Source organism: Agreia pratensis, from assembly GCF_900177685.1.
Taxonomy (GTDB): domain Bacteria; phylum Actinomycetota; class Actinomycetes; order Actinomycetales; family Microbacteriaceae; genus Agreia; species Agreia pratensis.
The window spans coordinates 676,023-700,724 of sequence record NZ_FXAY01000001.1 but is presented as its reverse complement, the minus strand read 5'-3'; the positions used below and the strand labels follow the sequence as shown (position 1 = coordinate 700,724).

Here is a 24,702-nt window from a genome sequence, read left to right as displayed (position 1 = left end):
CTGTCTTCAGCCCTCCGGGAACGGGGTGGTTCCCAGCGCAATGACGATAACAGAAGTCGAGCTTTGCTTGACTTACGCTATGAGGTGTTCTGTCTAGGCCCTCTGGCGGAGTGCGGCGGCGACCCGCTCGACATATGCGCGGTGACTGTAATGCGCATCCCATTCGGCCCGCACCTCTGGGCGGTTCTCGCGCCCCCACAGCGCGACAGACTCGAGCGCGGGCAGCACCTTCTCGTCGCTCGGCGCCGTGCGGATGACGGTGCCGTCGACATAACCCGTCATCGCCGGGCTATCGGTGCTCACCACGGGAACGCCGACTTCGAGGGCGCCCACCGCGACCATGTGGCCCGCTGCCCGGTGCCCGTGCGAGAGAGGAAGGTAGACCACATCGGAGAGAGAGATGAGCCGACCGAACTCGTCAGCCGAGACGTATCCGGTTCGAGTGACTGTCGCATTCTGCCCCGACCACGACGATGGCTCCTCTTTCGAGACGATGACCAGGTCGAATGCCGAATCGGCGTCGCGCAGTTCGCCCTCCAGTCGGTCGATCGCCGCTGGGTCGCGGTCGGACGAACCGCCGATGAAGATCGAGATCCTGCCGTCGGTGCGCGGGGGTGTCGGATAGGGATAGCCGAACGTATTGCCGTAGATCACCGGGGTAGCCCGCCCGCCCGCAGCGTTCCATGATTCCGCCTCGTGCCTCACGAGCGTGACGACGGGAGCGTCGCCGAGAAAACGCCTGAGGAGACGGAAGCTGCGCGAGCCGTTCTCTGCGTAGATGCCCGTGACAGCGATGCGTCTCTTGCCCAAGAGCCTCAGGGCCACTGCGACCCAGGGGTTGGCTGCGAGATACGGACCTCGGGGGGCCAGGACTGCCACCTTCAGCGCCACGATCGCGGAGTCGAGGCCGAGGCCGAAGATGCGCGATGAGAAGCGGAATCCGGAGGGTGCGGCCCGCTCGAATCGGACGAAGTGCCTGACGAGGCCCGAGTCGATCCAATCCGAGTCGGATGCCGGTCGGCTGCGCCCGAGGGCGACCATCACATAGGGCACGTCGCTGCTCATTCTCTATTCGCCCAATCCGTCCACGCCCGAAGACATTTCGTGTGCCATTCCGCCGCGGCCGCGATCACCGGGTCGCGCCCGGCATCCATCGCCTGCCGCACGCCGTCGACCCAGCTCGACCGAGCATCCCCCTCGACGAGCCCAGGAGCGCCGGTGCCGAGAATCTCGACAAGAAAATCCTGAGCTGGAGCGACGAGAGGCGTGCCGTGCTCGAGGCAGCGGATGCCGATGCCGCTCTGGTAGAACCGCCGATACGGCACAACCACCGCTGCGCTGCTCTGGAGGAGTTCATCCATTTCGCTTTCGCTCGCGAATCGCGACTCCACAGTCCAGCCCGGCACCGGGGGCCAGCCGCGCCCGACGACCTGAAGATCGAACTCGTCGTGCAGGGCCTCGCCGATCGCGGCGAGGGCGCCGAGGTCGCGATCTTTCTTGAACTGGCCAAGCACTCGAACGGTCTGTGATGGAGACGGCGGTGTGTGCTCGGTGGGCGGAAGAATCGGATGGGGCAGCGTCTCGACGCGGATCCTTCCCGCATCACGGGTGATCTCGGCTGCGGCCCCGCGGCTCAACGCGATGAGGGTGATCCTCCTCGCGCACAGTCTGCTCGCGATCCGTCGAACGAGCGCACCGTACCCGATCGCGCGTACGAGCGGATGCGGATCGTGCAGGATCACAGACCCCCGCAGCCCGTGCAGGGCGAGCAGGAGAAGGTCGACATAACCGGTGGCCGGCCACAGCACGAGAACTCTGCTGCGGGGATCTCGGCGAACCATTTTCGCCGCCTGGGAGTAGAGGCCGTTCACCCCTCGCAGCCAGGCGACGCGACCCGTGCTGGCGTGCGAGGGCTCCGGCACCGAGAGGATCGAGAAGGGCACTCCGGCGGCCTCGAACACCGCGACTGTCTCTTCTTGATAGTGGGCGAGGGCCGCAGCGAGCGGGTTGATGATGATCACCGGTCGCGCTGGCCTGTCGTCGTGGATGCGATCGCTCGGCAGACGTTCGAGGGCGCCTCGCAGGGTGGGCGCGACGGCTGCCAGTGACTTGGAGCGCACGACGGTTGCGAGTAGACGTCGAGCGATCATGTACGGAGCCGCAAGTGTGCGCTGAAAGAGGTTTCCGTGCTTTTTCAGAAGAAGCCGGATGTTGCGGGCGAAGTAGTACGGAGGCACGCCGCCCGAGCTCTGCCAGACGATGCTGCCGGGCACCCACAGAGCGCGGCGTCGTGCGGCACCGAGGCGCAGATGGAGATCGGTCTCCTCCATGTAGACGAAGAACCTCTCGTCTAGCGGGTGCCGCTCGATGTCGACCCATCGATAGAGGAGAAACGCTCCATCGAGCCAGCGACGCGCGCGCGGCTTTCCCTCGACATCCACTTCCTCGAGCGAGGCGCGGTGGTCGTGGTGTTTCGGAACGTGCGTGATCGGGTCGATGAAACCTCCCGTCGACCAGACGAATTGCTCACCCTCCGCACCGGAGACGAGGGTGGGGCCTGCGACGGCAGCCCCGGCATCCGCAACCAGAGCCTCTACGAGTCGGCCAACCGCGCCAGGCTCTGTGCGTGTCTCGTGGGTCGCTACGAGCAAGAACGACGGCAGAGGTTCCCGCTCACGGAAATACCTGATGGCCGCGTTGATCGCCGCGGCATACCCTCTGTTCTCGACGAACTCGATCTCGACGCCGTCGTGGATCGTCTGCCGGAGTTCCGGACATCGCTCGGGTTGCTCGCTGTTGTCGATCACAACGATGTCAGCAGTGTCGAGGCCCTGTTCGATGAGGCTCGCGACGGTTCGGCCGACGGTGTCATAGCTGCGGTGGTGAACGACGACCGCGACGACGCCCTGAATGCTCATGTGATCCTTCGCATGGTGGACTGTCTCGACACTAGCTGTGAAGCCAGCGATGGGCGCGGCGGCGGCCGTCTTCGGCAGGGAGTGCGTCTTGCACGGCAGCGCGATCCAGAGGTTCGAGAAGTGTCGAGACGATGGCGGTGGTGAGCCTCTCTGCGGAGGTCTGGGCCGGCACCACCGTGTGGCCGTGTTCGCCAAGCCACGATGACAATCCCGTTTCGTCTGTCGTGACGACCGTCAGTCCTCGAGCGAGTGCTTCGGAGATCGGCAGGCCGATCTGCTCGCGCCAGCGACCACTGCGCTGCGAAGGGGCGACCAGCACCGCACTCTGCGCGAGCGCGGCTGCTACGTCGGACCTGCCGAGCGAGCCTGTCGCAGATCGCCGAGCCGGATTCTTGTCGGCCCAGGCGTGAACCTCCTGTGCGAGTGGCCCAGCGCCCACGATGGTGAGCGTGGATTCGGGCAGGGCCTCCTCTACGCGTTCCCAGGCAGACAAGAGGAAAGGGATTCCTTTTCGTACCTCGAGGCCTCCCACGAAGATGGCGCTGTAGGCGCGCGGGGTTGTCGAGGTATCGGCGCGCTGAGGCAGTTCGAGGAAGACCCTGTGTTTCAGCGGCCGGCAGAGGGGGATCGAGCGGTAGGTCTCGAACGACCCATCGCTGCCGAACGCGACCCGTTCGAACAACGTGCTGATGCTCGCTCCGATCAGCGCTGCTATCGGTCGTTCGAGCAACCGTCTCATGGCCGGCCTCGCCGAGCCGAAGACGACATGGCCGACATCGTTGTTCTCGATCGCGTAGAAGCGCGCCTTGCGGTTGATGCGTCGCAGTGCCCCACTGAGTCGCCAGACCAGTGCGATGGTGAGCGAAGCCGGGTAGAAGCGCACCCACAGGGGCTCGGGCAGTTCGAGGATGCGCCCTCGACTGGAGGCGACGGCGCGCAGCATCGTCAAGAGATCGGCGCGGCGAAACTGCGGCGGAATGTGGTCGGGCAGGTCGGAGTAGGCCTCGAAATAGAGCACGAGCGAGCCGGGGCGAGGGATGTCGCGCTCCACGTGTGCCGCACGGAGCCGGGGAATCACGCGGATGTCGGAGACCTCGTCGTGGGGCAGCGCGCTCACAGCATTGCCCCCTGATCGGCCTCGCCACGTTCTTTGGCCGATCGGAGCGAGCGACGCGTCATCAGCTCGGTGAGGGCCTGCTCGTATCCGGCGCAGATCTGCTGCCACGAGTAGCTGCTGTGCGCGCGCTCCTGGTTCCTCTTCGATAACTCCTCGATGCGCCCAGGGTCGAGCATGAGCTGCATGATGGTCTCGGCGATGTCGTCGGGAACCGGCCGGGTGAGCACCGAGTCGGCTCCGAGTACTTCGCGGTTGTACGGGGTATCGCGTGCCACGATGGCCGTACCGCAGGCCATGGCCTGAACGAGCGCCGGGTTCGTGCCGCCGACGCTGTGACCGTGAAAATACACTCCGGCGTGCTGCCAGAGCGAGAACAGCCGTGCGTCGTCGCTCACGTGGCCGAGCCAGTGAACGTTCTCTCGGTCGTCGGCCAACTTGCGGGCGCGTTCATCGAGTTCTCCGCCGTAGCCGGACGAGCCGACGATCACGACGGGCCACCGTTCGGAGATGGTCTCCGCTGCGAGGAGGAACTCCTCGATGGTGTTCTCGGGAACGAATCTGGCGACCACGAGCACGTATCCGCGGTGCTCTAGGCCCGGTTCGATCGGCAGCTCGGCGGGGGTGTCGCCGCCGTAGGGAAGGAAGACGCCATCGACGCCGAATTCCTTGCGCCAGCGCCGCCCGATCTCGTGCGAGTCGTAGACCATCCGCGTACCGAATCGCGCGGTCATGCGTGCGCCAGCGCGGAAGACGTTTTTCGCGAGCCGACCCCATTTGGCGCGGTCCCACTCGATTCCGTCGACATTCACCAGTGAGGGAATGCCGCGTGCACGAAGAAGCGGAAGGTAGAAGCCGTTGGCCACGTTCATCACCAGCGCCACGTCAGGGCGCCGCACCGCGGCATCCATCGACGCCGTCAGGCCGTAGGTGAGAGTGCTCACCGAGCGCCCTTCGATGCCCCAGGTGGTGCGGGTCACGACTCGATGATCGCGAGTGGGATCGTCGGGTGCCGTGGATCCGTGTCGGCCGTAGACCGTGACATCCCAGCCCGCATCGACCAGATATGGCGCGATCCGTCGCACTGCCGTCTCGAAGCCGCCGTAGTAGCTCGGATAGCCTCGGGTGCCGATGATCGACACCGACTTGCGCTTGGACATCAGGCGATCACGCCCACGTCACGACCGCATACTGTGATTTCTTCCGACATAGCCCCCCCAAAGGTATGCAACGCGCTGGCGTTCACGCTGTAACGCCAGTTTTGTTGTAGCTCGGAAGTACGCAGCCTATCCGATGATGCTTTCGCCGTCATCAGGTCAGACCTACGCATGGCCATTCGTTGCCGAGCTGAGATGGGCGAGACGTGTTCTCGGTATGGGCGGTGCGGGGTTGGATACTGTTGTGCAGAGCCAGGTCATTGCATCTCATCGCTCGCTAGTGATTGGAAACCGTCTATGTCGCGAGCTCAGCCGACTCGCGGTGAGCGCCGTTCTCGGCGCCGCCGCTCGCCGGTGCGCCGACGCATCCTCACAGCGGTGATCGTCGTCGCCGTGCTCCTCGTCGGCCTGGCCGCATGGGTCGGTGTTCGTGCTTATCTGGCCAAGGGCGAACTCGAGTCGGCTCTTCCGGTCGCGTCGCGTCTGCAAGAGCAGCTGGTGTCGGGTGATGTCGATGACGCGCGTGCCTCTGCCCAGGAACTCGCCGATCATGCGGGCGCTGCTGCATCGCTGACGAGTGATCCGATCTGGAGATTTGCCGAAGTGACGCCGTGGGTCGGCCCCAATCTGCGCGTTATGCGCGAGATCACCGCCGCGGCGGACGACGTCTCGCGAAACGGCGTCGTGCCCCTCTCCGAGCTCGCCGGTTCGATCGGAGTGTCGAGCTTCAAACCGGTCGACGGTCAGATCCAGCTGCAGCCGCTCATCGATTCGCAGGCAACCCTGGCCGACGCGTCCCAGGTCGTGACCGCCGCGGCCGCTCGTGTCGACGCGATCGATTCGACGGATGCCGTGCAACCCCTGATCGACGCGCGCACGCAGCTGGGGACGTACTTGAAAGAGGCCTCCTCGGGGCTGCAGATCGCCAGTGACGCGTCACGGCTACTGCCCTCGATGCTAGGCAACGAACAACCGCGCAACTACCTCGTGCTGTTCCAGAACAACGCTGAGTTGCGTTCGACGGGTGGAATTCCCGGGGCGATGGCCATCGTTCGGGCAGACAAAGGGGCCGTCAGTCTCGTGCAACAGGCCTCGACCACCCAGTTCGATACCTTTCCCGAACCCGTCGTCGAATTGCCCGCCGATACTCGCACGCTCTACGGGCCGAACACGGCCAAGTACATCCAAGATGTGAATTTCACGCCCTACTTTCCCTTGTCGGCACAGATCGCGCGGGAAATGTGGAGCCAACGGTTCGGCCTTCAGGTCGACGGCGTGATCTCTCTCGACCCGGTCGCGCTGTCGTACCTGTTGAAAGCCACTGGCCCCGTTCAACTCGCCACGGGAGACCAGCTCACGAGCGACAACGCGGTCACGCTTCTCTTGCAAGACGTGTATGCCCGTTACCCGGACCCCGTCCAGCAGGACGCCTTTTTCGCTTCGGCCGCGTCGGCCGTCTTCGACAAGCTCGCGGCCGGTGCCGTCGACCCTTCCGCCTTGGTGTCGGCGCTCGCGCAGGCGAGCAGCGAGAACCGAGTCTTGATCTGGAGTGCCAACGACGGCGAGCAGCAGCTGCTGGCCAAGAACCGGGTGACGGGTGAGCTACCCGTTGGCTCGGATAAGGAGCAGGCCTTCGGTCTCTACTTCAACGACAGCACGACGGCGAAGATGGACCCGTATCTGCGTGTGGAGATTGCGGCAGGAAGTGCTGTCTGTCGCAACGACGGGCTTCCGATCAATGCGATTCAGGTCACACTCACCAACACGGCGCCGGCCGATGCCGCAACGTCCTTGCCGAAGTATGTGACCGGGGGCGGAGACTTCTCTATTCCCGAAGGCAATATCCGCACCAATATCGCTGCGTACGGCGCGCCCGGCCTCTTCAACGTGGGGGTCGCGCGCGATGGAGAGAGGGCACCGTACCAGGCAGCGATCGATTCGGGCTACGGGGTAAGCAAGGTCGAGGTCGAACTCGCCCCGGGTCAGAGCACGGTGCTGGCCTTTCAATTCCTGGGCGCGGACACCACGCAGCGAGAGGTATCTGTGCGACACACCCCCTTTGTTTACCCACTCGAAACAACCTCCCTCGCACTAGACTGCGCGGATGCCTTACAGTAAGTAGTAATCGTTACCGGGGGTCAGGGCCATTCAGCCTTCCTTGAATAACGAAATTCACTAACTATTGGGGGTAGTTTTCTATGCTTAAAAAGTCTCTCGCCGTCGGCTTACTCGCGGTTCTCGCCATCTTCTCGGTTCCGACCGCGGCCAATGCGGCTCCGTACGGAGACGACGGATCCGGTCCTGGCACGGTTGTCATCACTCCGGGCGCACCGGTTTCTCTCGCCTTCTCCGGCTTCCAGCCTGGTGAAGCGACGGTCGCATCTGCTCCAGACGCCGTGACGCTCGGTGCCATCAAGGTCGTCACCACGGCTTCGCGTCCCGCCGCCGCCGACGGCTCCGTGGTCTACACGGCGTCCGCCAAGGAGCCGGGCAGCTACACGATCACCGTCACCAGCGCGACCAACATCTCCACGGGCGTTCTGACGGTCGTTCCGGCCGACTCTGGCTCGGGCTCGGGCTCGAACGCCAACGGCAACCTGCCGAACACCGGCTTCGAGACGCCCATGCTGATCGTCTGGGGCGCCAGCGGTGCACTCATCCTCGGCCTCGCGCTCGTCTTCGTTCTCAACGTCGTTCGCCGCAACAAGCGCGCCGTCTAACAACAGCGGTTCTTTAAGCGGGGAACCTTCCTCCAAAAGGAACTTCGATATCAAGGCCCCGGGCATCGCTCGGGGCCTTGAGTCTTTTAGCGAACCAGCGCGCGGTCCTACTGGGCGTCGAAGGGGTCGGATGCTCCGGTGCCGACGGTGTGCAGCGACGTCAGGGGCGGAGCGTCGCGACGTCGCACGATCGCTCCCACGAGCAGGCCGCCGGTGAGGGCCAGGCAGAGCCAGGCGACGAGGGCGAGAGTGATTGCGACTGCCACGCCGGAAAGTTCCATGAGGGGCAGCCTAGGGGGCACATGGGCGATAAGCGAGTAATTCTCGGTTAACTACGGAACGTTGTGTATCGGGAGGTCTCGATACGGCCGCGGGCGGCCTGCTCGACCGGTGTTAGAGGAGTGGGGTGGTCTCGATATGCGTCGGCCGCGGGCGGCCTTTGGCTACTCGACCAGCGCGGAGGGAGCGACGGGCCTTACGGTCGACCGAGGCTGATGTATGTCCAGCCGGCAGCGCGCCACGCCGTCGCATCCAACGTGTTGCGGCCATCGATGATGGTGGGGGTCTTGACCAGCGGCAGCGCCCAGCTGGGGTCCATGTAGCGGAACTCGTCCCATTCCGTCACCAGCACGACCAGGTCGGCATCCTGCAGCGCAGCGGCCGGGTCAGCCTCGTACGTGAGTTGCGGATGCACGCGGCTGGCCGTGTGGATCGCCTCGGGGTCGGTCGCCACCACGTTGGCGCCGCGACCCTTCAGCTGCACGGCTACGTCGAGCGCCGGGCTGTCGCGAATATCGTCGGAGTGCGGCTTGAACGCCAGACCCAGAACGGCGATCTTCTTGCCGTTGACCTGGCCGCCGAGCGCCTCGACCGCGAGGTCGACCACGCGCTGCCGGCGACGCAGGTTGATGGCGTCGACCTCTTTGAGAAATGCCACGCTCTCGCCGCGGCCCAGCTCTTCTGCGCGGGCCGTGAAGGCGCGAATGTCTTTGGGCAGGCATCCGCCGCCGAAGCCGACGCCGGCCTTCAGGAACTTCCAGCCGATGCGGTCGTCGAGGCCGATCGCGGTCGACAGCTGCGTGACATCGGCGCCGGTGACCTCGGCGATCTCGGCCATCGCGTTGATGAACGAGATCTTCGTGGCGAGAAACGCGTTGGCCGAGACCTTCACGAGTTCGGCGGTCGCATAGTCGGTGACTACCAGCGGAGTGTCTTTGCCGAGTGCCGATTCGTAAACGGCGTCGAGCAAGGCCTTGGATGCCTCGGCCTGGGCCGGCTCGGGCGGCAGTCCGTACACGAGACGGTCGGGCGAGATCGTGTCTTGCACGGCGAAGCCCTCGCGCAGGAACTCGGGGTTCCACGCGAGCATCGCTCCAGAGCCGGATGCCGCCACCTTGGCGGCGAGATCGGCTGCGGTGCCGACGGGCACTGTCGACTTGCCGACCACCAGGTCGCCATCCGATAGATATGGGAGCAGGCCCTCGAGGGCCGCGTTCACATAGGTGAGGTCGGCGGCATAGCTGCCGCGCTTCTGCGGAGTGCCCACGGCGATGAAGTGCACCTGGCTTCCGGCTGCGTCGGCGAGGTCAGTCGAGAAGCGCAGGCGCCCCGTGGCGGTGGCTGAGGTAAGGATCTCGGGCAGGCCCGGCTCGAAGAACGGCGCCTTGCCGGCGGCCAGCGCGTCGATCTTGGCCTGGTCGATGTCGATGCCGATCACGTCGTGACCCAGCTCGGCCATCGACGCGGCGTGAACAGCCCCGAGATAGCCGCATCCGATTACAGAGAGTTTCATCTTCTGCCTTCCCCCGACTTGGCAAATTGACGCACTCCGCTGTGCCGATCCATGCCTCATTACTACCAGAGTTATGCATCCGAAGGGTTACGCGGTCTCGCTCTCGGGCATCGTGTGGGGCCGCCACGCCAGCTTGCGTGCAGAGAGCGAGCGGATGAGGGGCGCTGTATCGAGCTCGACCGGCTCGTCGAGGGAGTCGGAGACGTCGAGCTGTTCACCGGGAAAGAGCACCAACTCGACGACGTATTCGCCCGCATCGCCACCGGCGGCCGGCACATCGATCTTCACGACGCGGCCCCGCTTCTGTGCCGCCTGAGAGAAGTTGATGACCGCCCGCGCGACATCGTCGGTGGTCACGAAGATCTTGCCCTGGCACTGGACGCGTTTCATGGTTGCCCTTCGTCGTCGCCTACTGAGTTTGACCGATCTGCGGGCCTGCTCTGAGGGCTTGACTTTCGGGCTATGCGTGCGTGCGGCCTACTCTCGGAAGCCACGCGGACTGCCTGGTGGCCAGCGACTCGATCAGGTGAGTGGCGTCGAGCTCGACCGGCCGCATCGGGCAGTCGCGAAGCGTGAGCGTCTCGCCGGGCGTCAGAACGAGCGGCACGTGCGGGCGATCGTGGTCGACCGCGGGCACGTCGACTCGCACGGTGCGGCCGCGTCGGTGGGCGGCTGCGTAGAAGTCGGCGACGGCCTCTGCCACTGCCGTTGTGGTGAGGATGCTCTTGCCCTGGCATTCGATGCGTTTCACGAGATTGCCTCCTGATCTGTCGTATCGAGACCTTCGGGATGAGATCGCGACACATCCTCAATTATGTCCCTCTTTCGGGGTGTGCTACGAAACCCGGAGCAAGTTCGGAGAATCGGTTCACCGAGCGTGGGGCTTCTAAGTCGGCTCAGATCACCTATGTCGCAGACTGCCGACGATCAGGCAGCGACGAGCGAAAGGAGCCAGGCGTAGAGCGCCATCGAAGAGCCGTAGATCACCGCGAGAATCACGAATCCTGTCACCTGCACACGCACCCCCTGTCGAGGTTTCAGCCACCAGTCGAAGCGTCTGAAGACCCACGGCATCACCCACCAGCCGAGCAGCTGAGTGCTCACCAGGTTGCCCACGAAGAGCGACAGCCAGAACGGAATCTCGCCCGGTCCGTCGAAGAGGGGAGTGCTGACGAAGTACCCCCAGAGAAAGACGATCGGATAGAGGGCCATCAGAACCAGCAGATTCTGTTTGCCGACCGGGGCCTTCGGGGCCGAGCCCACGGCATCCGGTCGCTGTGACCAGAAGTCGAAACCGAAGCTCGTCTTCGTGACTTCGAGCTGGCGGTTGAATCTCTCGCCCTCGGCGAGAAGCGCGGCTCGCTCGCTCGAAGCGAGCCATGCCGACAGGTGCGCCTCGGTGTCGAAGCTCACGACGACCACCCACTCGTGTCGGGCTCCCGCGACGGGGCGTTGAACGCGATGGCCGAGAAACCCCTCGAATGTGGCCTCGGTCGCTGAGATCGTGTTCTGCCACGCGATGTACTCGTCATCGAGACCCGCCGGCACCTCGGCGGTCACGATGGCGGAGAAGCCGCTGCTGCCGGCGACCGCCTCGTCTCGGTAGACGGCGACGGGCTCGTGGTTCACGCTCAGGCCTTCTTGTAGAGGCGCACGCCCGAGACCCATGTCTCGTCGACATTGCGGTCGTCGCCGACCATCATGATGCTGAATAGGGCGTGGGCGGCCTCCTCCATGGTGGTGGGGCCGGATGCGCCGAAGAACAGCTCCTGGTGCCACGGCATCGCGGGCGGGCCGGCCGTGTAGTCGAGGGCCACGAAGTCGGCTTCTTTGCCCACCTCGAAGTTGCCCACCCGGTCGTCGATGTAGAGCCCCTCTGCACCGCCCAGGGTCACCGACCAGAACGCGCGATAGGGCGACAGCTTGCTGCGCTCCGACTGCGCCAGATCCTGGGTGACGCGATTGGTGCTTCCGTCGAGCAGCGTGTTGCCGAGCATGCCCACCTTGTAGGCCTCGTCGAGAACGTTGACCATGCTGAAACGGTTACCTCCGCCCATGTCGGTACCGAACGACATCCGAACCCGCCTGTCAGGGTCTGTGGCCTTGCCCAGGCGAAAGACGCCGCTGCCGAGAAACAGATTGGAGCAGGGGCAGAACACCACGGCGGCGCCGCTGTCGCTCATGCGCGCGAACTCGTTGTCAGAGAGCCAGATGCCGTGGCCGCCCGAGAACTTGGGGCCGACCAACCCGTACTTCTCGTAGACGCCCAGGTAGTCGGTGCAGTCGGGGTGGGCCTGCAGCACGCCCGCGATCTCGGCCGGGTTCTCAGAGATGTGGGTGTTGACCCACAGATCCGGATGCTCCTGCTTCAGTTTCTGACACGCCTCGAGCAGCCGCTCGGTCGCCCCCAGGGCGAAGCGCGGCGTGATGGCATAGAGGTTGCGGCCGGTGCCGTGGTACTTCTCGATCATGGCGGTGCTGTCGGCGTAGAACTGCTCGGGCGTGCTGGTCGTGCCCTCGGGGGCGAACTGGTCGATGCCTGTCACTCCACCGATGACGAGCATGTTGCGGCGCGATGCTGCCTCGAAGAACTCTTCTGTCGCCACGGGCGAGGTGGTCGTGAAGGCCTGAACGGTCGTCGTTCCCCCCGCGAGCACGTTCTCGAAGAATCGCTCGGTGCCCTCGCGGGCGTACTCGCGGTCGCTGTACCTCGCCTCTTCGGGAAAGACGGTGTCGTTCAGCCACGGCAGCAACTGCTGACCGAAGGCGCCGAGCACGCGCGTCTGCGGCACATGGATGTGGCCGTCGATGAACCCCGGCATGATGATGCGGTCGGCGATGACCGTCGGGTCGATGCCCGGATAGGAGGGGGCCACGTCGTAGAAGTCGCCGAACGCCACGATGATGCCGTCGTCGATCACCAGCAGGCCGTCGAGGGTGAAGCGCGCGGCCTCGTGTTCACTGCCCACGTGCTTCCACGGGTCGTCGACGAAGTCGAAGAAGGTTCCGCGGATTGCTGTGATTGCCATGAGATCGTGCCTTTCGAGGTCGACAAAGCCACGAGTTATGCGGACCCCCGGCCACCGAGCTGTTCAGCCACATCGTGCCACAACGGCAGCCGTGACTGCTACGGTGCGTCGCGTTTCATGGGCGTGCCCCTTGCCAGGGTGACCCGAGCGCCCGTTGCCGATAGGCTCGCTGCGCGCGACCGAACGCGTGCGGCGAGAGAAAGCACAGGTATCACCCATGGCCGAAGCGACAGAACTGCGTCTGACCGAGACCGCGATTCCGGGGCTCGTCATTCTCGATCTGCCGGTGCATGGCGACAACCGCGGCTGGTTCAAAGAGAACTGGCAGCGCGAGAAGATGCTGGCCCTCGGGCTGCCCGACTTCGGACCGGTGCAGAACAACATCTCGTTCAATGGCAAGACCGGAACGACCCGCGGCATTCACGCCGAACCCTGGGACAAGTACGTCTCTGTCGCCACCGGCCGCATCTTCGGCGCGTGGGTCGACCTGCGCGAGGGCGACACCTTCGGCGCCGTCGTCACCGTCGAGCTCGACGCGGGTCGCGCCGTCTATGTGCCGCGCGGCGTAGGCAACTCCTACCAGACGCTCGAAGAAGACACGGCCTACACCTACCTGGTCAACGACCACTGGAGCCCGGCCGCCTCGTACACGTTCCTCAATCTCGCCGACGAGACCTCGAACATCCAGTGGCCCATCGCGCTCGACGACGTCGAGATCAGCGCGAAAGACCAGGCCCACCCGCGCCTCGCCGATGTGGTGCCCATGAAGGGCGCGCGCACCCTGGTGCTGGGTGCCGGCGGACAGCTCGGACTCGCCCTGCGCGCCGAATTCCCCGACGCCGAGTTCGTCTCGCGCGCCGACTTCGACGTGGCCGACCCCGCCAGCTACACCTCGCGGCACTGGGGCGACTACGACACCATCATCAACGCCGCCGCCTACACCAAGGTTGACGAGGCAGAGACGGCCACAGGCCGAGTGGATGCGTGGGCCGCGAACGTCTCGGCCGTCGCGTTGCTCGCATCGGTCGCCACCGCGAACCGCCTCACTCTTGTGCACGTCTCGAGCGATTATGTCTTCGACGGAACCGCGGCCGAGCATCCCGAAGACGAGGCGTTCTCGCCGCTGGGCGTCTACGGGCAGACCAAGGCTGCCGCCGACGCGCTCGTCTCCACTGTTCCCAAGCACTACATCGTGCGCACCAGCTGGGTCATCGGCGAGGGCAACAACTTCGTGCGCACCATGGCGTCGCTCGCTTCGCGCGGCATCGCACCGAGCGTCGTGAACGACCAGATCGGGCGCTTGACCTTCACGACCGACCTGGCCGCGGGCATCCGGCACCTGCTTTCGTCGGGTGCTTCATTCGGCACCTACAACCTCACGAACGAGGGCGAGCCTCTGTCGTGGGCGGCCGTCGCGGCGCGCGTGTATGAGCTCACGGGGCACGCCGCCTCAGATGTGACCGGGGTGTCGACCGAAGAGTACTTCGCCGGCAAGTCTGTTGCGCCGAGGCCGCTCGGCAGCGTTCTGCCTTTGGGCAAGCTCGCGGCCACCGGGTTCGTTCCTCGTGATGGCGACGAGGCGCTGAAGCAGTACCTCGGGGTCTAGTAGTCGGGGGCTGGCCTTCTGGGGTCTGCCCCTCGGGGGCTGGTGCTCTGGGTCTGCTCCTCGGGGTCTGGCCGAAGCACGATCGATTCGTCGCGGCAATAGCGGCGAAACCCTCCTTCGCTAGCCTCGTGGCATGACCGGCGCGCGCACTCGACGATGGGCCTGGCGCGCTCTGGGCATGATCGCGATCCTGGTCGTGGCGATCACGTTCTGGCCGACGCCCGTCGACAAGCCGTTTCAGAGCGCGCTCGCTCGGCTACTCGGGGTGCTGCATCGGCACGGTCTGCCCGAGTGGATCACCTATTCCGTGGTCGAATCGGCGTCGAACGTCGTGATGTTCGTTCCCCTCGGGGCGCTGATAGCTCTGCTGGCATGGCCGTCGCTGTGGTGGGTGTCTGGTCTGCTCGGGTTCGTGGCGTCGCTCACGATCGAGCTCACACAGGCACTATGGCTGCCTCAGCGGTTCCCGTCGGCCGGTGATGTGGTTGCGAATACGGCGGGCGCGTTGCTCGGTGGTGCGGCTATATGCGTTCTGCGTTATGTACAGCTCGGGCGGCAGCGGCGTTAAGCAATGCCCTGGCCTGGCAATCCTCTACCGGAAGACCGTGCATCCGTGGCTCGACCCGTGGAATAGGTGACCCGCACCCTAGAGTGAGAGCAAGCCACCGCTAGTACCTGGTGTCTTGCTGCCCTGCGAGGGCCCGATGGCCGAGAGGGGCCTTGTGACCGACACAGTCAAACCGCGCGTTACCTTCACGAAGACGAAGCCTGGCGGTGCGCGTACCAGCCCGACCAGCGAGTATTCGGCGCTTCTGAACACCGTTCGCGATGCCGGCCTTCTCCGCCGCCGCAAGGGTTTCTACTACGCCATGTTCGGTGTGCTCGTTGCAGCGCTCGGCGGCGTCGGCGTAGGCGTCGTTCTTCTCGGTGACTCCTGGCTGCAGCTGCTGATGGCCGCCGCACTCGGCATCATCTTCACGCAGTTCGCCTTCCTCGCCCACGAGGCTTCGCACCGCCAGGTGTTCACGTCGGGCAAGGCCAACGACATCGCGGGCCGCACGCTCGCCAACCTCTTCGTGGGTATCAGCTACTCATGGTGGATGACGAAGCACTCTCGTCACCACGCCAACCCCAACGTGCTCGGCAAAGACCCCGACATCGAGCGCGACTTCGTGTCGTTCACGCCCGAAGACGCGGCCAAGGCCAAGGGCCTCTACGCCTGGGCCACCAAGCGCCAGGGATACTTCTTCTTCCCGATCCTCATGCTCGAGGGCCTGAACCTGCACATCCACGGGTTCCGCACGGTCTTCGGCAAGGGCAAGGTCGACAAGCGCTGGCTCGAGATCGTCATGCTCACCACGCGTATCGCCGCGTACGTGATCGTCATCTTCCTGCTGCTCGAGCCCGGAATGGCATTCGCCTTCATCGGCGTTCAGCTCGCCGTCTTCGGCGTCTACATGGGCGCATCGTTCGCTCCCAACCACAAGGGAATGCCCACCCTGCCGCACGACAGCAAGGTCGACTTCCTGCGTCGCCAGGTGCTGACCTCGCGCAACATCCGCGGTGGCTTCGTCATGGATACGTTCATGGGCGGACTCAACTACCAGGTCGAGCACCACCTCTTTCCGAACATGGCACGGCCCAACCTCAAGAAGGCCCAGGCCATCGCCAAGGAGTACTGCGAGAAGCACGACATTCTCTATACCGAGACCGGTCTGCGTCAGTCCTACGGCATCGTGATCCGTTACCTCAACAAGGTGGGGCTCTCTGCTGGCGGCGACCCGTTCGACTGCCCCGCAGCTCAGGCGTTCGGCCGCTAGTCGCGCCGCTGCAGCTGCCGCTTCGGCCGCCGCTGCGGCTGCGGCCGCCGCAATTCAGGAAGAACCGTCCTCATCGCGCGTTTTCGTGCGGCGAGCGGCGGTTTTTCCTGTTTTGGAGCGCCGCGGCCACAGATGTTCTCTCCGCCTTACACGGGAGAGGATAGTTTCCAGTGTTTCTGGCCAGTCGAACATGATCATCTCGTAGGTGAGACGCATGGGCAGGTAGCCGAGTCTGATGAGCTCTCGATCACGCAGCCGATCCCCGTGGTACCTCTCGTGACCGGTGTGAAATCTTCTGCTGTCGCACTCGAGAACGAAACGGTCGCCGACGATCAGGTCTACGTATCCGACGCCGGAGACGCGCACCTGCAGAGACACGCGAATGCCGAGGGCACGGAGCCGCAGTCGAACCAGGGTCTCGGTGCCCGACTGGCTTCGACCGTCCGCCCGGCCGAGTGCGCGAGTATAGCGCCGGGGGAGTCGCTCGAATGCGGCCTCGAGCTGGCGAAGCGTGACGAGGCCCTTGTTCAACGCCGAGTCGATGACGACCACCGAGTATTCCTCCGGCTGGCACTGCACGGCATCGATCAGTGCGTCGATCACCGAGGCCACGCCGTCTCGAGGCGAACTTCTGTGATTGCGCCAGTGAAGGCAGAGGGGTGTCGGTGCAGACTCACCGCGAGATTCCGCGCCGGTGTCTGAGTGGGACGTCGATGCCGTCAGCGCCGTCGACCTCGACCTCGACTGCGGCGTCGACCGCGACGTCGACCTCGGCGTCGACTGCGGCGTCGACCTCGGCGTCGACTGCGGCGTCGACCGCGGTCGCCGCGGGTAAGGTGCGGCAGCGCGCAACCTGCTTGCATTGCTCGGAACCGCCACGTGCAGAGCTGAGTCGGGCGGTGTCCACAGCCCCAACAACTCCGTCGCCGACAGCGAGGTGGTCACGCCGCCCACCGTCACAGCACGCATCGCACTGGGTGAGGTGAGGGGTGTCGCGTACCAGCCACGTCGCAGGCGCAGAAGTTCGCCGCGGGCGACGGCACGAGCGATCGAGTGATGTGTCATGCCGAAGGCTAGTAGTGCTTTTCGGGAGGCGATGTGCCCACGAGATGTGTTCATGAGCACGAGCGTCGCCCCTGGCTGAATGCTGCGGGCCGCGCGGAGGCACTTCTGTGGAGTAAACGATGCCTGGCACGAACGTGGTGGAGAGGAGGGCGCGCTCTTCTGCAGGAAAATCCGGCGCTCCGCGCGCGATAACCACGTTTTGGGCGCGTTCTTCCTGAATGAGGGAGGCGGCGGCCGGCGGAAGGAGCGACTCAGATCGTGCGCCGCCGAAGCTGCGAGCTGCGCCGCCGAAGTTGCGAGCTGCGGCGCCGATTCGTGCAGCAGGCCGCGTCGTTGTGTTGCAGCGGCGGACTCGCAACACGAAGCATCGGATGTGCGGCGCCGGTCTGCAGGAAAATCCGAGGCGTCGAGCGCGAAAACGCCGTTTTGCAGGCGTTCTTCCTGAATTAGAGCGCCGCCGCCCCGGGGTCGCTGCAGCACCCCCTGTTCTGGGATGCGCACGACGCGGGCTTCGCGGGTGTGCATAATGAGTAAGCGCTCACCGTTTGTGAACGTGAACAACGATGAGGTTTGAGACGCGTGGCACAGGAACCCGAGCCGGTGGCGAAGAAGTCACGGGCACCGAGCATGCACGATGTGGCGCGCCTCGCCGGAGTCTCCCATCAGACCGTCTCTCGCGTCATCAACGATCTTCCGAACATCCGCGAAGAGACCAAGCAGCGCGTTCTCGACTCGATGGAGCAGCTGCAGTACCGGCCCAACCGGGCGGCTCGCGCGCTGGTCACGTCTCGTTCCCGCACCATCGGCATCCTGACCGCCTCGCGCACCAACTACGGCCCCGCGGCCAGCATTCAGGCGATCGAAGACGCTGCCAATGCGGCCGGCTATGCGGTCACCACGGCCAGTATCAGCGGATACGAGTCCACCGCCATCGTGCGTGCCATCGACCGACTGCTCGACCAGGCCATCGAGGGCCTCGTTGTGATCGCGCCGCAGCGGCGGGTGTTCGACACTCTCGCCGGCATGTCGTTGCGCCTGCCGATCGTCACACTGCAGTCCACCGGAACCGACGGGGACAAGTCGCTCTCGGTCGACCAGATCTTGGGAGCGCGTCTGGCGACCAGACACCTCATCGAGTTGGGGCATCGCTACATCTACCACCTCGCCGGTCCACAGGACTGGATCGAGGCAGAGGCGCGGATGACCGGGTTCCTCGATGAGATGAGCGATCAAGACATGCCCACGACGGCACCCATTCTCGGCGACTGGACAGCCGAGTTCGGCTACTTCGCAGGGCGCGAGCTGCTGAGGATGCGCGATTTCACAGCAATCTTCGCGGCGAATGATCAGATGGCCTTGGGGCTCATGCACGCTATCCGCGACGGGGGACTCGAGGTTCCGCGCGACATCAGCATCGTCGGCTTCGACGACATTCCCGATGCGGCACACTTCTGGCCACCGCTCACCACGGTTCGGCAAGATTTCGCCGAACTCGGGAGGCGATGCATGGCCCTGCTGCTGGGCGGGCTCGAAGCGGGCGAGGAGTACGCGGGGAGCATTCTTCCGACTCTCATCGAGCGCGGTTCATCGGCTGCGCCCCAGACTCGGTAACGATCGTGACACGCCGAACAATCCAGGTTGACAGGGTGATCATGTACGGGTCTAGTATGAACACGCGTTGTGAACGTTCACAAGGATTGTGGTCGCAACATCGCACCAGAGCAGACAAGGGAGTCGTCGATATGGCCAGCAGCATTCGCAGCGCAGCTCATCCGCCTTCTCTCTAGTTCGCACCCCTATGCCGCGCATGGCTCCCTGCCCTGCACGGCGAACGAAACGGTATTCGGGACGATGCCGGTTCGTGCACCACTGCAGACAACGACGTCCACTGCACATTCGAAAGGAATTCACACAGTGAAAATCAAAACCCTCCTCGCCGGCGTCGCCGCCGGCGCGATGATCATCGGCCTCTCGGCCTGCTCCTCCGGCGCATCCGGTGGAGACAAGGGCGGAGACGGCGGCCTCATCGGCGTCGCGATGCCCACCAAGTCGAGCGAGCGCTGGATTCAGGACGGCAACGCCGTGAAGTCGCAGCTCGAAGACGCCGGCTACACCGTCGACCTGCAGTACGCAGAAGACGACATCCCCACCCAGGTCTCGCAGATCGAGAACATGGTCACCAAGGGCGCCAAGGCCCTGATCGTCGCTTCGATCGACGGCACCACGCTCACCAGCGTTCTTCAGGACGCCAAGGACGCCGACATCCCCGTCATCGCCTACGACCGCCTGATCCGCGACACCGAGAACGTCGACTACTACGCGTCGTTCGACAACTTCAAGGTCGGCCAGCAGCAGGCATGGTCGATGCTGAACGGCCTCGGTCTGACCGAGCTCGACGGCACCGCCAAGACCGACGCCCCCGCCGGTCCGTTCAACATCGAGCTCTTCGCCGGTTCGCCCGACGACAACAACGCGACGTTCTTCTTCAACGGTGCGATGGACGTTCTGAAGCCCTACATCGACAAGAAGACCCTTGTCGTCGGCAGTGGCCAGACCGACTTCCAGCAGGTCGCAACCCTCCGCTGGGACGGCGAAGCAGCTCAGAGCCGCATGGAGGACATCCTGACCTCCACGTACTCCGACGGATCGAAGAAGGTCAACGGCGTACTGTCGCCCTACGACGGCATCTCGCGTGGAATCATCTCGGCTCTGACCGACGCCGGCTACTCGGTGGGCGCTGAATGGCCCATCATCTCCGGCCAGGACTCGGAGCTCGACAGCGTCAAGGCGATCAACGGCGGCGAGCAGTACGCGACCATCTTCAAGGACACGCGCAAGCTGGCAACCGTTGCGGTCGACATGGCCACCGCGATCCTCAAGGGTGACAAGCCCGAGGTGAACAACACCAAGGACTACGACAACGGCAAGAAGGTCGTCCCCTCGTTCCTGCTCGACTCGCAGATCGTTGTGAAAGACAACATCAAGGAGGTCCTGGTCGACTCCGGTTACTGGACCGAAGACGAGATCAAGGGCTAACACCTAAAAGATCCCGGATGCTCCGGGCGCGTGACCTTGACGGGTCGCGCGCCCGGCGCATCCAGTCTCTCGTCGCTGCCTAGGGCGACGTAAACCACCCCCACGAACAACCAGCAAGGAAGCAGAATCGCGATGACGGACAAGGTCGACGCTCCGCTCAACATCCTCGAGATGAGGGGAATCACCAAGACGTTCCCCGGCGTCAAGGCGCTGCAAGATGTGACCATCGAGGTCGGCCGTGGCCAGGTTCACGCCATCTGCGGTGAGAACGGCGCCGGCAAGTCGACGCTGATGAAGGTGCTCTCGGGTGTCTACCCGTTCGGCACCTACGAAGGCGACATCGTCTTCGAGAACAAGATCGTCGAATTCAAAGACATCCGCGATTCCGAGGCCGAAGGCATCGTGATCATTCACCAGGAGCTGGCGCTCAGCCCGTACCTGTCGATCGCGGAGAACATCTTTCTCAACAACGAACAGCGCGGCGGCCTCGGGCTGATCGACTGGAACAAGACCAACGCAGAGGCCGCAAAGCTGCTCGCCCGCGTGGGTCTGCGCGAGAACCCGACCACCAAGATCATGGACATCGGTGTCGGAAAGCAGCAGCTCGTCGAGATCGCCAAGGCGCTCTCGAAGCGAGTGAAGCTCCTCATCCTCGACGAACCGACCGCGGCTCTCAACGACGATGACAGCGATCACCTGCTGAATCTGATCCTGCACCTCAAGGAGCAGGGCATCACGGCCATCATCATCAGCCACAAGCTGAATGAGATCAAGAAGGTCGCCGACTCCGTCACGGTGATCCGCGATGGCAAGACGATCGAGACGATCAGCAAGAGCGACGTCACCGAAGAGCGCATCATCAAAGACATGGTCGGTCGCGACCTCGAGAACCGCTACCCCGATCACACGCCGCACATCGGCGACGAGATCCTACGGGTCGAAGACTGGACCGCTCACCACCCTCAAGACGTGAACCGCGTGGTCGTCGACAACGTCAACATCAACGTGCGCCGCGGAGAGATCGTCGGTATCGCCGGACTCATGGGCGCGGGGCGCACCGAGTTCGCTATGAGCCTCTTCGGCCGCAGCTACGGCTCGAAGATCTCTGGCCGCGTCTTCAAGAACGGCGTCGAGATCAAGACCCGCACGGTGTCTGAGGCCATCGCGAACGGATTGGCTTACGCCACCGAAGACCGCAAGACCTATGGCCTCAACCTCATCGACGACATCAAGCGCAACATCTCGATGGCGGCGCTGAAGAAGCTCGAGAAGCTCGGCCTCGTGAACGATGGCCAGGAGTGGACCGTCGCCAACGAGTACCGCAAGAGCATGAACATCAAGTCGCCGACCGTGCTGGCGAAGACCGGCAAGCTCTCCGGCGGAAACCAGCAGAAGGTCGTTCTGTCGAAGTGGATCTACTCCGACCCCGACGTGCTCATTCTCGACGAGCCCACCCGAGGAATCGACGTGGGTGCCAAGTACGAGATCTACAGCATCATCAACAAGCTGGCTGCAGAGGGTAAGGGAGTGATCGTGATCTCGAGCGAGCTGCCAGAGCTGCTCGGAATCTGCGACCGCATCTACGCCCTCAGCGAGGGCCGCATCACTGGCGAACTGCCGATCGAAGAAGCGAGCCCCGAGGCTCTGCTCAAACTCATGACCATGGAAAAGGCCCGCTAGCGCTCGCGCTGGTGGATATAGGAGCACAACGACATGTCTAACCTCGAGACCAAGCCCGCCGACGGCGTCGCGGCCGGCAGCCAGGTGAATCCCGTGGAGAACAGGTTCACCAACAAGTTCGCCCACATCCTCTCCGACCTGGGCAAGAACGGCATCTTCCTCGCCCTGATCCTGGTGGTGGTGCTGTTCAGCGTCCTCACCAACGGCATCCTTCTGCGGCCGCAGAATATCTCCAACCTGATCGTGCAGAACGGCTACATCCTCGTTCTCGCGATCGGAATGGTGATGGTCATCATCGCCGGCCACATCGACCTCTCTGTGGGATCTGTGGCCGCCTTCGTTGGCGCCGTCTCTGGCGTTTTCGCCGTGGACTGGGGGCTGCCGTGGTGGCTGTCGATCATCCTGTCGCTTCTGGTCGGTGCTCTCGTGGGTGTCTGGCAGGGCTTCTGGATCGCCTTCGTAGGTATACCCGCGTTCATCGTGACGCTAGCGGGCATGCTCATCTTCCGAGGCCTCGCCCTGGTTGTGCTCGGCAGCGCCAGCATCGGCTCTTTTCCCGGCGAATACCGTGCTCTCGGAAACGGATTCCTCAGCAACATCTTCGGCGAATTCGAGATCGATCCGTTCACACTCGGCGTGGCTGCGATTGCCATCCTCGCGCTCGTCGTGCAGCAGTTCCGCACCCGCGCAGGACGCTCGAGCTACGGCCAGGCGGTTGAACCCCTAGCCTGGTTCGTCGCCAAGCTGGTGCTCATCGCCGCGGCCATCGGCTTCTTCGCCTATGAGCTCGCCAGTTACAAGGGCATTCCTGCCACCCTGATCGTTCTCGCTGTGCTGGTTCTGGTCTACGGAATCGTGATGAACCGCTCGGTCTTCGGCCGTCACGTCTACGCCATCGGTGGAAACCTGCACGCCGCGGAGCTCTCGGGCATCAAGACCCGCAACGTCACCTTCTGGCTGTTCGTCAACATGGGCTTCCTTGCTGCCCTCGCCGGCCTCATCTTCACCGCGCGACTCAACCTCGCCGGCCCGAAGGCAGGTGACGGCTTCGAGCTCGAGGCCATCTCGGCAGCCTTCATCGGTGGAGCCGCGGTTCAGGGTGGTGTCGGAACGATCGGTGGCGCCATCATCGGTGGTCTGATCATCGGTGTTCTGAACAACGGTATGTCGATCATGGGCATCGGTATCGAGTGGCAGCAGGCCGTCAAGGGCCTCGTGCTGTTGTTCGCCGTCGCCTTCGACGTCTACAACAAGCGCCGCTCCGGAGGCCGCTGATCTCCGAAGAGCTCAGCCCGAGCCCGGGCGAGATCCACGTCGTTCTCGGCGTGGACTCGCCCGGGCTCGACGCCGTTCTGGCGCGGGTCGTGGGCACGGTCGCGTTCGCGCATGTGCGGAGGGTGTCGTCGCTCACCGCGACCCTCGACCTCGCCGACAACCTCTTTCTCGGCATCGAGCCGCGGCGGCGTTTTCTCGGGCTGCCCGGCATCGTCGACCGCGCGTCGATGCGCACGCAGGCCACCGCATTGCTGCGCAAGGTCGATGTCTACTCGCCCCTTCCCACGCTCGCTTCGCAGTTAGACGACGCGTCTCGGGTTCTCGTCGAAGCGGCCAGGGCGCTCGCGCACGGGGCGACGGTCCTCGCTTTCACGGAGCCCACAGCAGGGCTGACCGATGCCGGCGCAGAGCGGGTCGTGCGGGCATTGCGCCGTCTCGCCAGCGAGGGAATCGCCGTGGTCGTCGCATCCCAACGGCCGAGTTTCGCGCTCGAGATCGGTGACACGGTGTCGGTGCTGTCGGCCGGTTCGGTCACGCCGGTTCTTGGGCCAGGCGACAGCGGGTCGGATGCCCGTGGCCGGCTCCTCGAGGCGATGGCCGGCGCCGGCGCGGCCGGGGACGGCGCGGCCGGGGACGGCGCGGCCGGGGTGGGCGGCGCGGGCGCGGCCGGCGCGACCGGCCTTGCGGGGCGCGATCGCGCGGCTAAGTCGCCATCCGGAGCGGTCTTCGAGATCGTCGACTGGAGCACCAACGACGAGTTCGACCGCGTGACCCGCGTGGTGATCGGCGCATCGCTGAGCGCCGCGGCCGGCGAGATCGTCGGGCTTGCCGGACTCGAGGGGTCTGGTCGCAACGAGCTGCTGCTGAGTGTGTTCGGCCGCACCGCGGGAACCGTGCCCTCGGGCGCCGTGCTGATCGATGGCCTGCCCGTCGAGACGAACACCACCATGGCCGCGATCGAGCACGGCATCTTCGCGATCGTCACGGTTCAGCCGAAGTACCGGGTACGCATCGTCGGGGGCATCTCGGCTCCGGCGACGCCGTCGATGCTGCCCGCGCTTGTGAAGGCCGGAGTGGTGACACGGGACGACGAGACGAGGCCGACGCCCGGTGCTCGTGCCCTCGACGCCGTGCGCCTGCGCGGACGCGATGACGAGTGGGTGCGTATCCGCAGCCTGCTCGAGCTGTTCCCCGAGTCGCAGCACCGCGTGCTGCTGCTGGTGGAGCCGACGCGAGAACTCGATGACGAGAGGCGTGCCGAAGTGTGGCGGTTGCTGCGGGTGATCGCCGACGCGGGCAAGGCCGTGATCGTGGCATCGGCCGACCTCGACGAACTGCTGGCGATCAGCGACCGCGTGGTGGCGATGGCCGGAGGGCGCGTTGTGGGTGATGTGGGGCGCGGAGCGTCGTCGCTCGAGCTGCTGTCGCTGGTGGCGCCGCTCTAATTCAGGAAGAACGGGCCGAAACCGGCGTTTTCGTGCACGGCTGCT

The 24,702-nt window shown here is 64.6% G+C and carries 22 protein-coding genes and 1 pseudogene; 11 read left to right on the top strand and 12 right to left on the bottom strand.

The features are described 5' to 3' along the window. Positions 1-93: 93 nt before the first annotated feature. From B9Y86_RS03300 to B9Y86_RS03285, 4 genes are read right to left on the bottom strand one after another with little or no spacing between them, the layout of a single operon-like run. Positions 94-1,065 carry a glycosyltransferase gene (locus B9Y86_RS03300; protein WP_085482877.1) on the bottom strand — a complete coding sequence of 324 codons (972 nt, stop codon included), beginning with the start codon at positions 1,063-1,065 and terminating at the stop codon, positions 94-96. Further along, positions 1,062-2,918, bottom strand: a complete 1,857-nt coding sequence (locus B9Y86_RS03295) for a glycosyltransferase family 2 protein (RefSeq protein ID WP_085482875.1) — start codon at positions 2,916-2,918, stop codon at positions 1,062-1,064. Before B9Y86_RS03295 ends, B9Y86_RS03300 begins: the two co-directional genes overlap by 4 nt. A 31-nt stretch (positions 2,919-2,949) precedes the next feature. Further along, positions 2,950-4,035: a glycosyltransferase gene (locus tag B9Y86_RS03290; protein WP_085482873.1), complete on the bottom strand. Its 1,086-nt coding sequence runs from the start codon at positions 4,033-4,035 to the stop codon at positions 2,950-2,952. After that, positions 4,032-5,192: a glycosyltransferase gene (locus B9Y86_RS03285; protein WP_085482871.1), complete on the bottom strand. Its 1,161-nt coding sequence runs from the start codon at positions 5,190-5,192 to the stop codon at positions 4,032-4,034. The genes B9Y86_RS03290 and B9Y86_RS03285 overlap by 4 nt, the downstream gene beginning before the upstream one ends. Before the next feature lie 294 nt (positions 5,193-5,486). On the opposite strand from B9Y86_RS03285, the gene B9Y86_RS03280 reads away from it, so the two are divergent. Continuing rightward, positions 5,487-7,307, top strand: coding sequence for a DUF4012 domain-containing protein (locus tag B9Y86_RS03280; RefSeq protein ID WP_176223238.1), 1,821 nt, complete (start codon positions 5,487-5,489; stop codon positions 7,305-7,307). 80 nt (positions 7,308-7,387) lie between these two features. After that, positions 7,388-7,909: an LPXTG cell wall anchor domain-containing protein gene (locus B9Y86_RS03275; RefSeq protein ID WP_085482867.1), complete on the top strand. Its 522-nt coding sequence runs from the start codon at positions 7,388-7,390 to the stop codon at positions 7,907-7,909. Positions 7,910-8,016: 107 nt separating this feature from the next. Here B9Y86_RS03275 and B9Y86_RS17475 read toward each other — a convergent pair whose 3' ends face one another. The 6 genes from B9Y86_RS17475 to guaD form a co-directional block, all read right to left on the bottom strand. Continuing rightward, positions 8,017-8,190 (bottom strand): hypothetical protein, encoded by a 174-nt coding sequence (locus B9Y86_RS17475; RefSeq protein ID WP_176223237.1) that lies wholly within the window; start codon positions 8,188-8,190, stop codon positions 8,017-8,019. A 194-nt stretch (positions 8,191-8,384) separates the two neighbouring features. Then, positions 8,385-9,701 carry a UDP-glucose dehydrogenase family protein gene (locus tag B9Y86_RS03270; protein WP_085482865.1) on the bottom strand — a complete coding sequence of 439 codons (1,317 nt, stop codon included), beginning with the start codon at positions 9,699-9,701 and terminating at the stop codon, positions 8,385-8,387. A gap of 87 nt (positions 9,702-9,788) precedes the next feature. Next, a complete protein-coding gene (locus B9Y86_RS03265) occupies positions 9,789-10,091 on the bottom strand; it encodes a hypothetical protein (protein ID WP_085482863.1) in 303 nt (100 codons plus the stop codon). Positions 10,092-10,161: 70 nt separating this feature from the next. Further along, positions 10,162-10,452 carry a hypothetical protein gene (locus B9Y86_RS03260; RefSeq protein ID WP_085482861.1) on the bottom strand — a complete coding sequence of 97 codons (291 nt, stop codon included), beginning with the start codon at positions 10,450-10,452 and terminating at the stop codon, positions 10,162-10,164. A gap of 176 nt (positions 10,453-10,628) precedes the next feature. Beyond that, positions 10,629-11,330, bottom strand: a complete 702-nt coding sequence (locus tag B9Y86_RS03255; protein WP_085482859.1) for an antibiotic biosynthesis monooxygenase — start codon at positions 11,328-11,330, stop codon at positions 10,629-10,631. A gap of 2 nt (positions 11,331-11,332) precedes the next feature. Beyond that, positions 11,333-12,730 (bottom strand): guanine deaminase, encoded by a 1,398-nt coding sequence (gene guaD / locus B9Y86_RS03250; protein WP_085482857.1) that lies wholly within the window; start codon positions 12,728-12,730, stop codon positions 11,333-11,335. A 217-nt stretch (positions 12,731-12,947) separates the two neighbouring features. Between guaD and B9Y86_RS03245 the strand changes: the two genes are divergently transcribed. From B9Y86_RS03245 to B9Y86_RS03235, 3 genes are all read left to right on the top strand, one after another. After that, the gene (locus B9Y86_RS03245; protein ID WP_085482855.1) at positions 12,948-14,336 is read left to right on the top strand and encodes a sugar nucleotide-binding protein; all 1,389 of its coding nucleotides are present in this window, start codon (positions 12,948-12,950) and stop codon (positions 14,334-14,336) included. Between the two features lie 133 nt (positions 14,337-14,469). After that, positions 14,470-14,904, top strand: coding sequence for a VanZ family protein (locus tag B9Y86_RS03240; protein WP_085482853.1), 435 nt, complete (start codon positions 14,470-14,472; stop codon positions 14,902-14,904). 154 nt (positions 14,905-15,058) lie between these two features. Continuing rightward, positions 15,059-16,156: a fatty acid desaturase family protein gene (locus B9Y86_RS03235; protein ID WP_244894609.1), complete on the top strand. Its 1,098-nt coding sequence runs from the start codon at positions 15,059-15,061 to the stop codon at positions 16,154-16,156. A gap of 54 nt (positions 16,157-16,210) precedes the next feature. Here the strand turns inward: B9Y86_RS03235 and B9Y86_RS03230 are convergent, their stop codons facing one another. Beyond that, the gene (locus B9Y86_RS03230; RefSeq protein ID WP_139824701.1) at positions 16,211-16,759 is read right to left on the bottom strand and encodes an endonuclease domain-containing protein; all 549 of its coding nucleotides are present in this window, start codon (positions 16,757-16,759) and stop codon (positions 16,211-16,213) included. Positions 16,760-16,850: 91 nt separating this feature from the next. Between B9Y86_RS03230 and B9Y86_RS03225 the strand changes: the two genes are divergently transcribed. Beyond that, the gene (locus B9Y86_RS03225) at positions 16,851-16,991 is read left to right on the top strand and encodes a hypothetical protein (protein ID WP_176223236.1); all 141 of its coding nucleotides are present in this window, start codon (positions 16,851-16,853) and stop codon (positions 16,989-16,991) included. 167 nt (positions 16,992-17,158) lie between these two features. On the opposite strand, the pseudogene B9Y86_RS17895 reads toward B9Y86_RS03225, so the two are convergent. Further along, positions 17,159-17,275: pseudogene (locus B9Y86_RS17895) on the bottom strand (type IV toxin-antitoxin system AbiEi family antitoxin domain-containing protein); the annotation flags it as partial. 573 nt (positions 17,276-17,848) lie between these two features. Here B9Y86_RS17895 and B9Y86_RS03220 point away from each other — a divergent pair. The 5 genes from B9Y86_RS03220 to B9Y86_RS03200 all read left to right on the top strand — a co-directional run bounded on the left by B9Y86_RS03220 (position 17,849) and on the right by B9Y86_RS03200 (position 24,657). Beyond that, the gene (locus B9Y86_RS03220) at positions 17,849-18,832 is read left to right on the top strand and encodes a LacI family DNA-binding transcriptional regulator (protein WP_085483758.1); all 984 of its coding nucleotides are present in this window, start codon (positions 17,849-17,851) and stop codon (positions 18,830-18,832) included. Positions 18,833-19,135: 303 nt separating this feature from the next. After that, entirely contained in the window at positions 19,136-20,257 is a 1,122-nt protein-coding gene (gene chvE, locus B9Y86_RS03215; RefSeq protein WP_085482845.1) for a multiple monosaccharide ABC transporter substrate-binding protein, read from the top strand. A gap of 132 nt (positions 20,258-20,389) precedes the next feature. Further along, a complete protein-coding gene (mmsA, locus tag B9Y86_RS03210; RefSeq protein WP_085482843.1) occupies positions 20,390-21,937 on the top strand; it encodes a multiple monosaccharide ABC transporter ATP-binding protein in 1,548 nt (515 codons plus the stop codon). A gap of 33 nt (positions 21,938-21,970) precedes the next feature. Next, on the top strand, positions 21,971-23,212 hold the full coding sequence (gene mmsB / locus B9Y86_RS03205; RefSeq protein WP_085482841.1) for a multiple monosaccharide ABC transporter permease: 1,242 nt from the start codon (positions 21,971-21,973) through the stop codon (positions 23,210-23,212). A gap of 50 nt (positions 23,213-23,262) precedes the next feature. Beyond that, positions 23,263-24,657 (top strand): sugar ABC transporter ATP-binding protein, encoded by a 1,395-nt coding sequence (locus B9Y86_RS03200; RefSeq protein WP_085482839.1) that lies wholly within the window; start codon positions 23,263-23,265, stop codon positions 24,655-24,657. Positions 24,658-24,702 lie beyond the last annotated feature (45 nt).

Excerpts from the sequence above, each read along its gene's own strand:
- B9Y86_RS03300 (WP_085482877.1), bottom strand. The coding sequence starts at position 1,065 with ATGAGCAGCGACGTGCCCTATGTGATGGTCGCCCTCGGGCGCAGCCGA.
- B9Y86_RS03295 (WP_085482875.1), bottom strand. The coding sequence starts at position 2,918 with ATGAGCATTCAGGGCGTCGTCGCGGTCGTCGTTCACCACCGCAGCTAT.
- B9Y86_RS03285 (WP_085482871.1), bottom strand. The coding sequence starts at position 5,192 with ATGTCCAAGCGCAAGTCGGTGTCGATCATCGGCACCCGAGGCTATCCG.
- B9Y86_RS03280 (WP_176223238.1), top strand. The coding sequence starts at position 5,487 with ATGTCGCGAGCTCAGCCGACTCGCGGTGAGCGCCGTTCTCGGCGCCGC.
- B9Y86_RS03275 (WP_085482867.1), top strand. The coding sequence starts at position 7,388 with ATGCTTAAAAAGTCTCTCGCCGTCGGCTTACTCGCGGTTCTCGCCATC.
- B9Y86_RS17475 (WP_176223237.1), bottom strand. The coding sequence starts at position 8,190 with ATGGAACTTTCCGGCGTGGCAGTCGCAATCACTCTCGCCCTCGTCGCC.
- B9Y86_RS03270 (WP_085482865.1), bottom strand. The coding sequence starts at position 9,701 with ATGAAACTCTCTGTAATCGGATGCGGCTATCTCGGGGCTGTTCACGCC.
- B9Y86_RS03265 (WP_085482863.1), bottom strand. The coding sequence starts at position 10,091 with ATGAAACGCGTCCAGTGCCAGGGCAAGATCTTCGTGACCACCGACGAT.
- guaD (WP_085482857.1), bottom strand. The coding sequence starts at position 12,730 with ATGGCAATCACAGCAATCCGCGGAACCTTCTTCGACTTCGTCGACGAC.
- B9Y86_RS03245 (WP_085482855.1), top strand. The coding sequence starts at position 12,948 with ATGGCCGAAGCGACAGAACTGCGTCTGACCGAGACCGCGATTCCGGGG.
- B9Y86_RS03240 (WP_085482853.1), top strand. The coding sequence starts at position 14,470 with ATGACCGGCGCGCGCACTCGACGATGGGCCTGGCGCGCTCTGGGCATG.
- B9Y86_RS03220 (WP_085483758.1), top strand. The coding sequence starts at position 17,849 with ATGCACGATGTGGCGCGCCTCGCCGGAGTCTCCCATCAGACCGTCTCT.
- mmsA (WP_085482843.1), top strand. The coding sequence starts at position 20,390 with ATGACGGACAAGGTCGACGCTCCGCTCAACATCCTCGAGATGAGGGGA.
- mmsB (WP_085482841.1), top strand. The coding sequence starts at position 21,971 with ATGTCTAACCTCGAGACCAAGCCCGCCGACGGCGTCGCGGCCGGCAGC.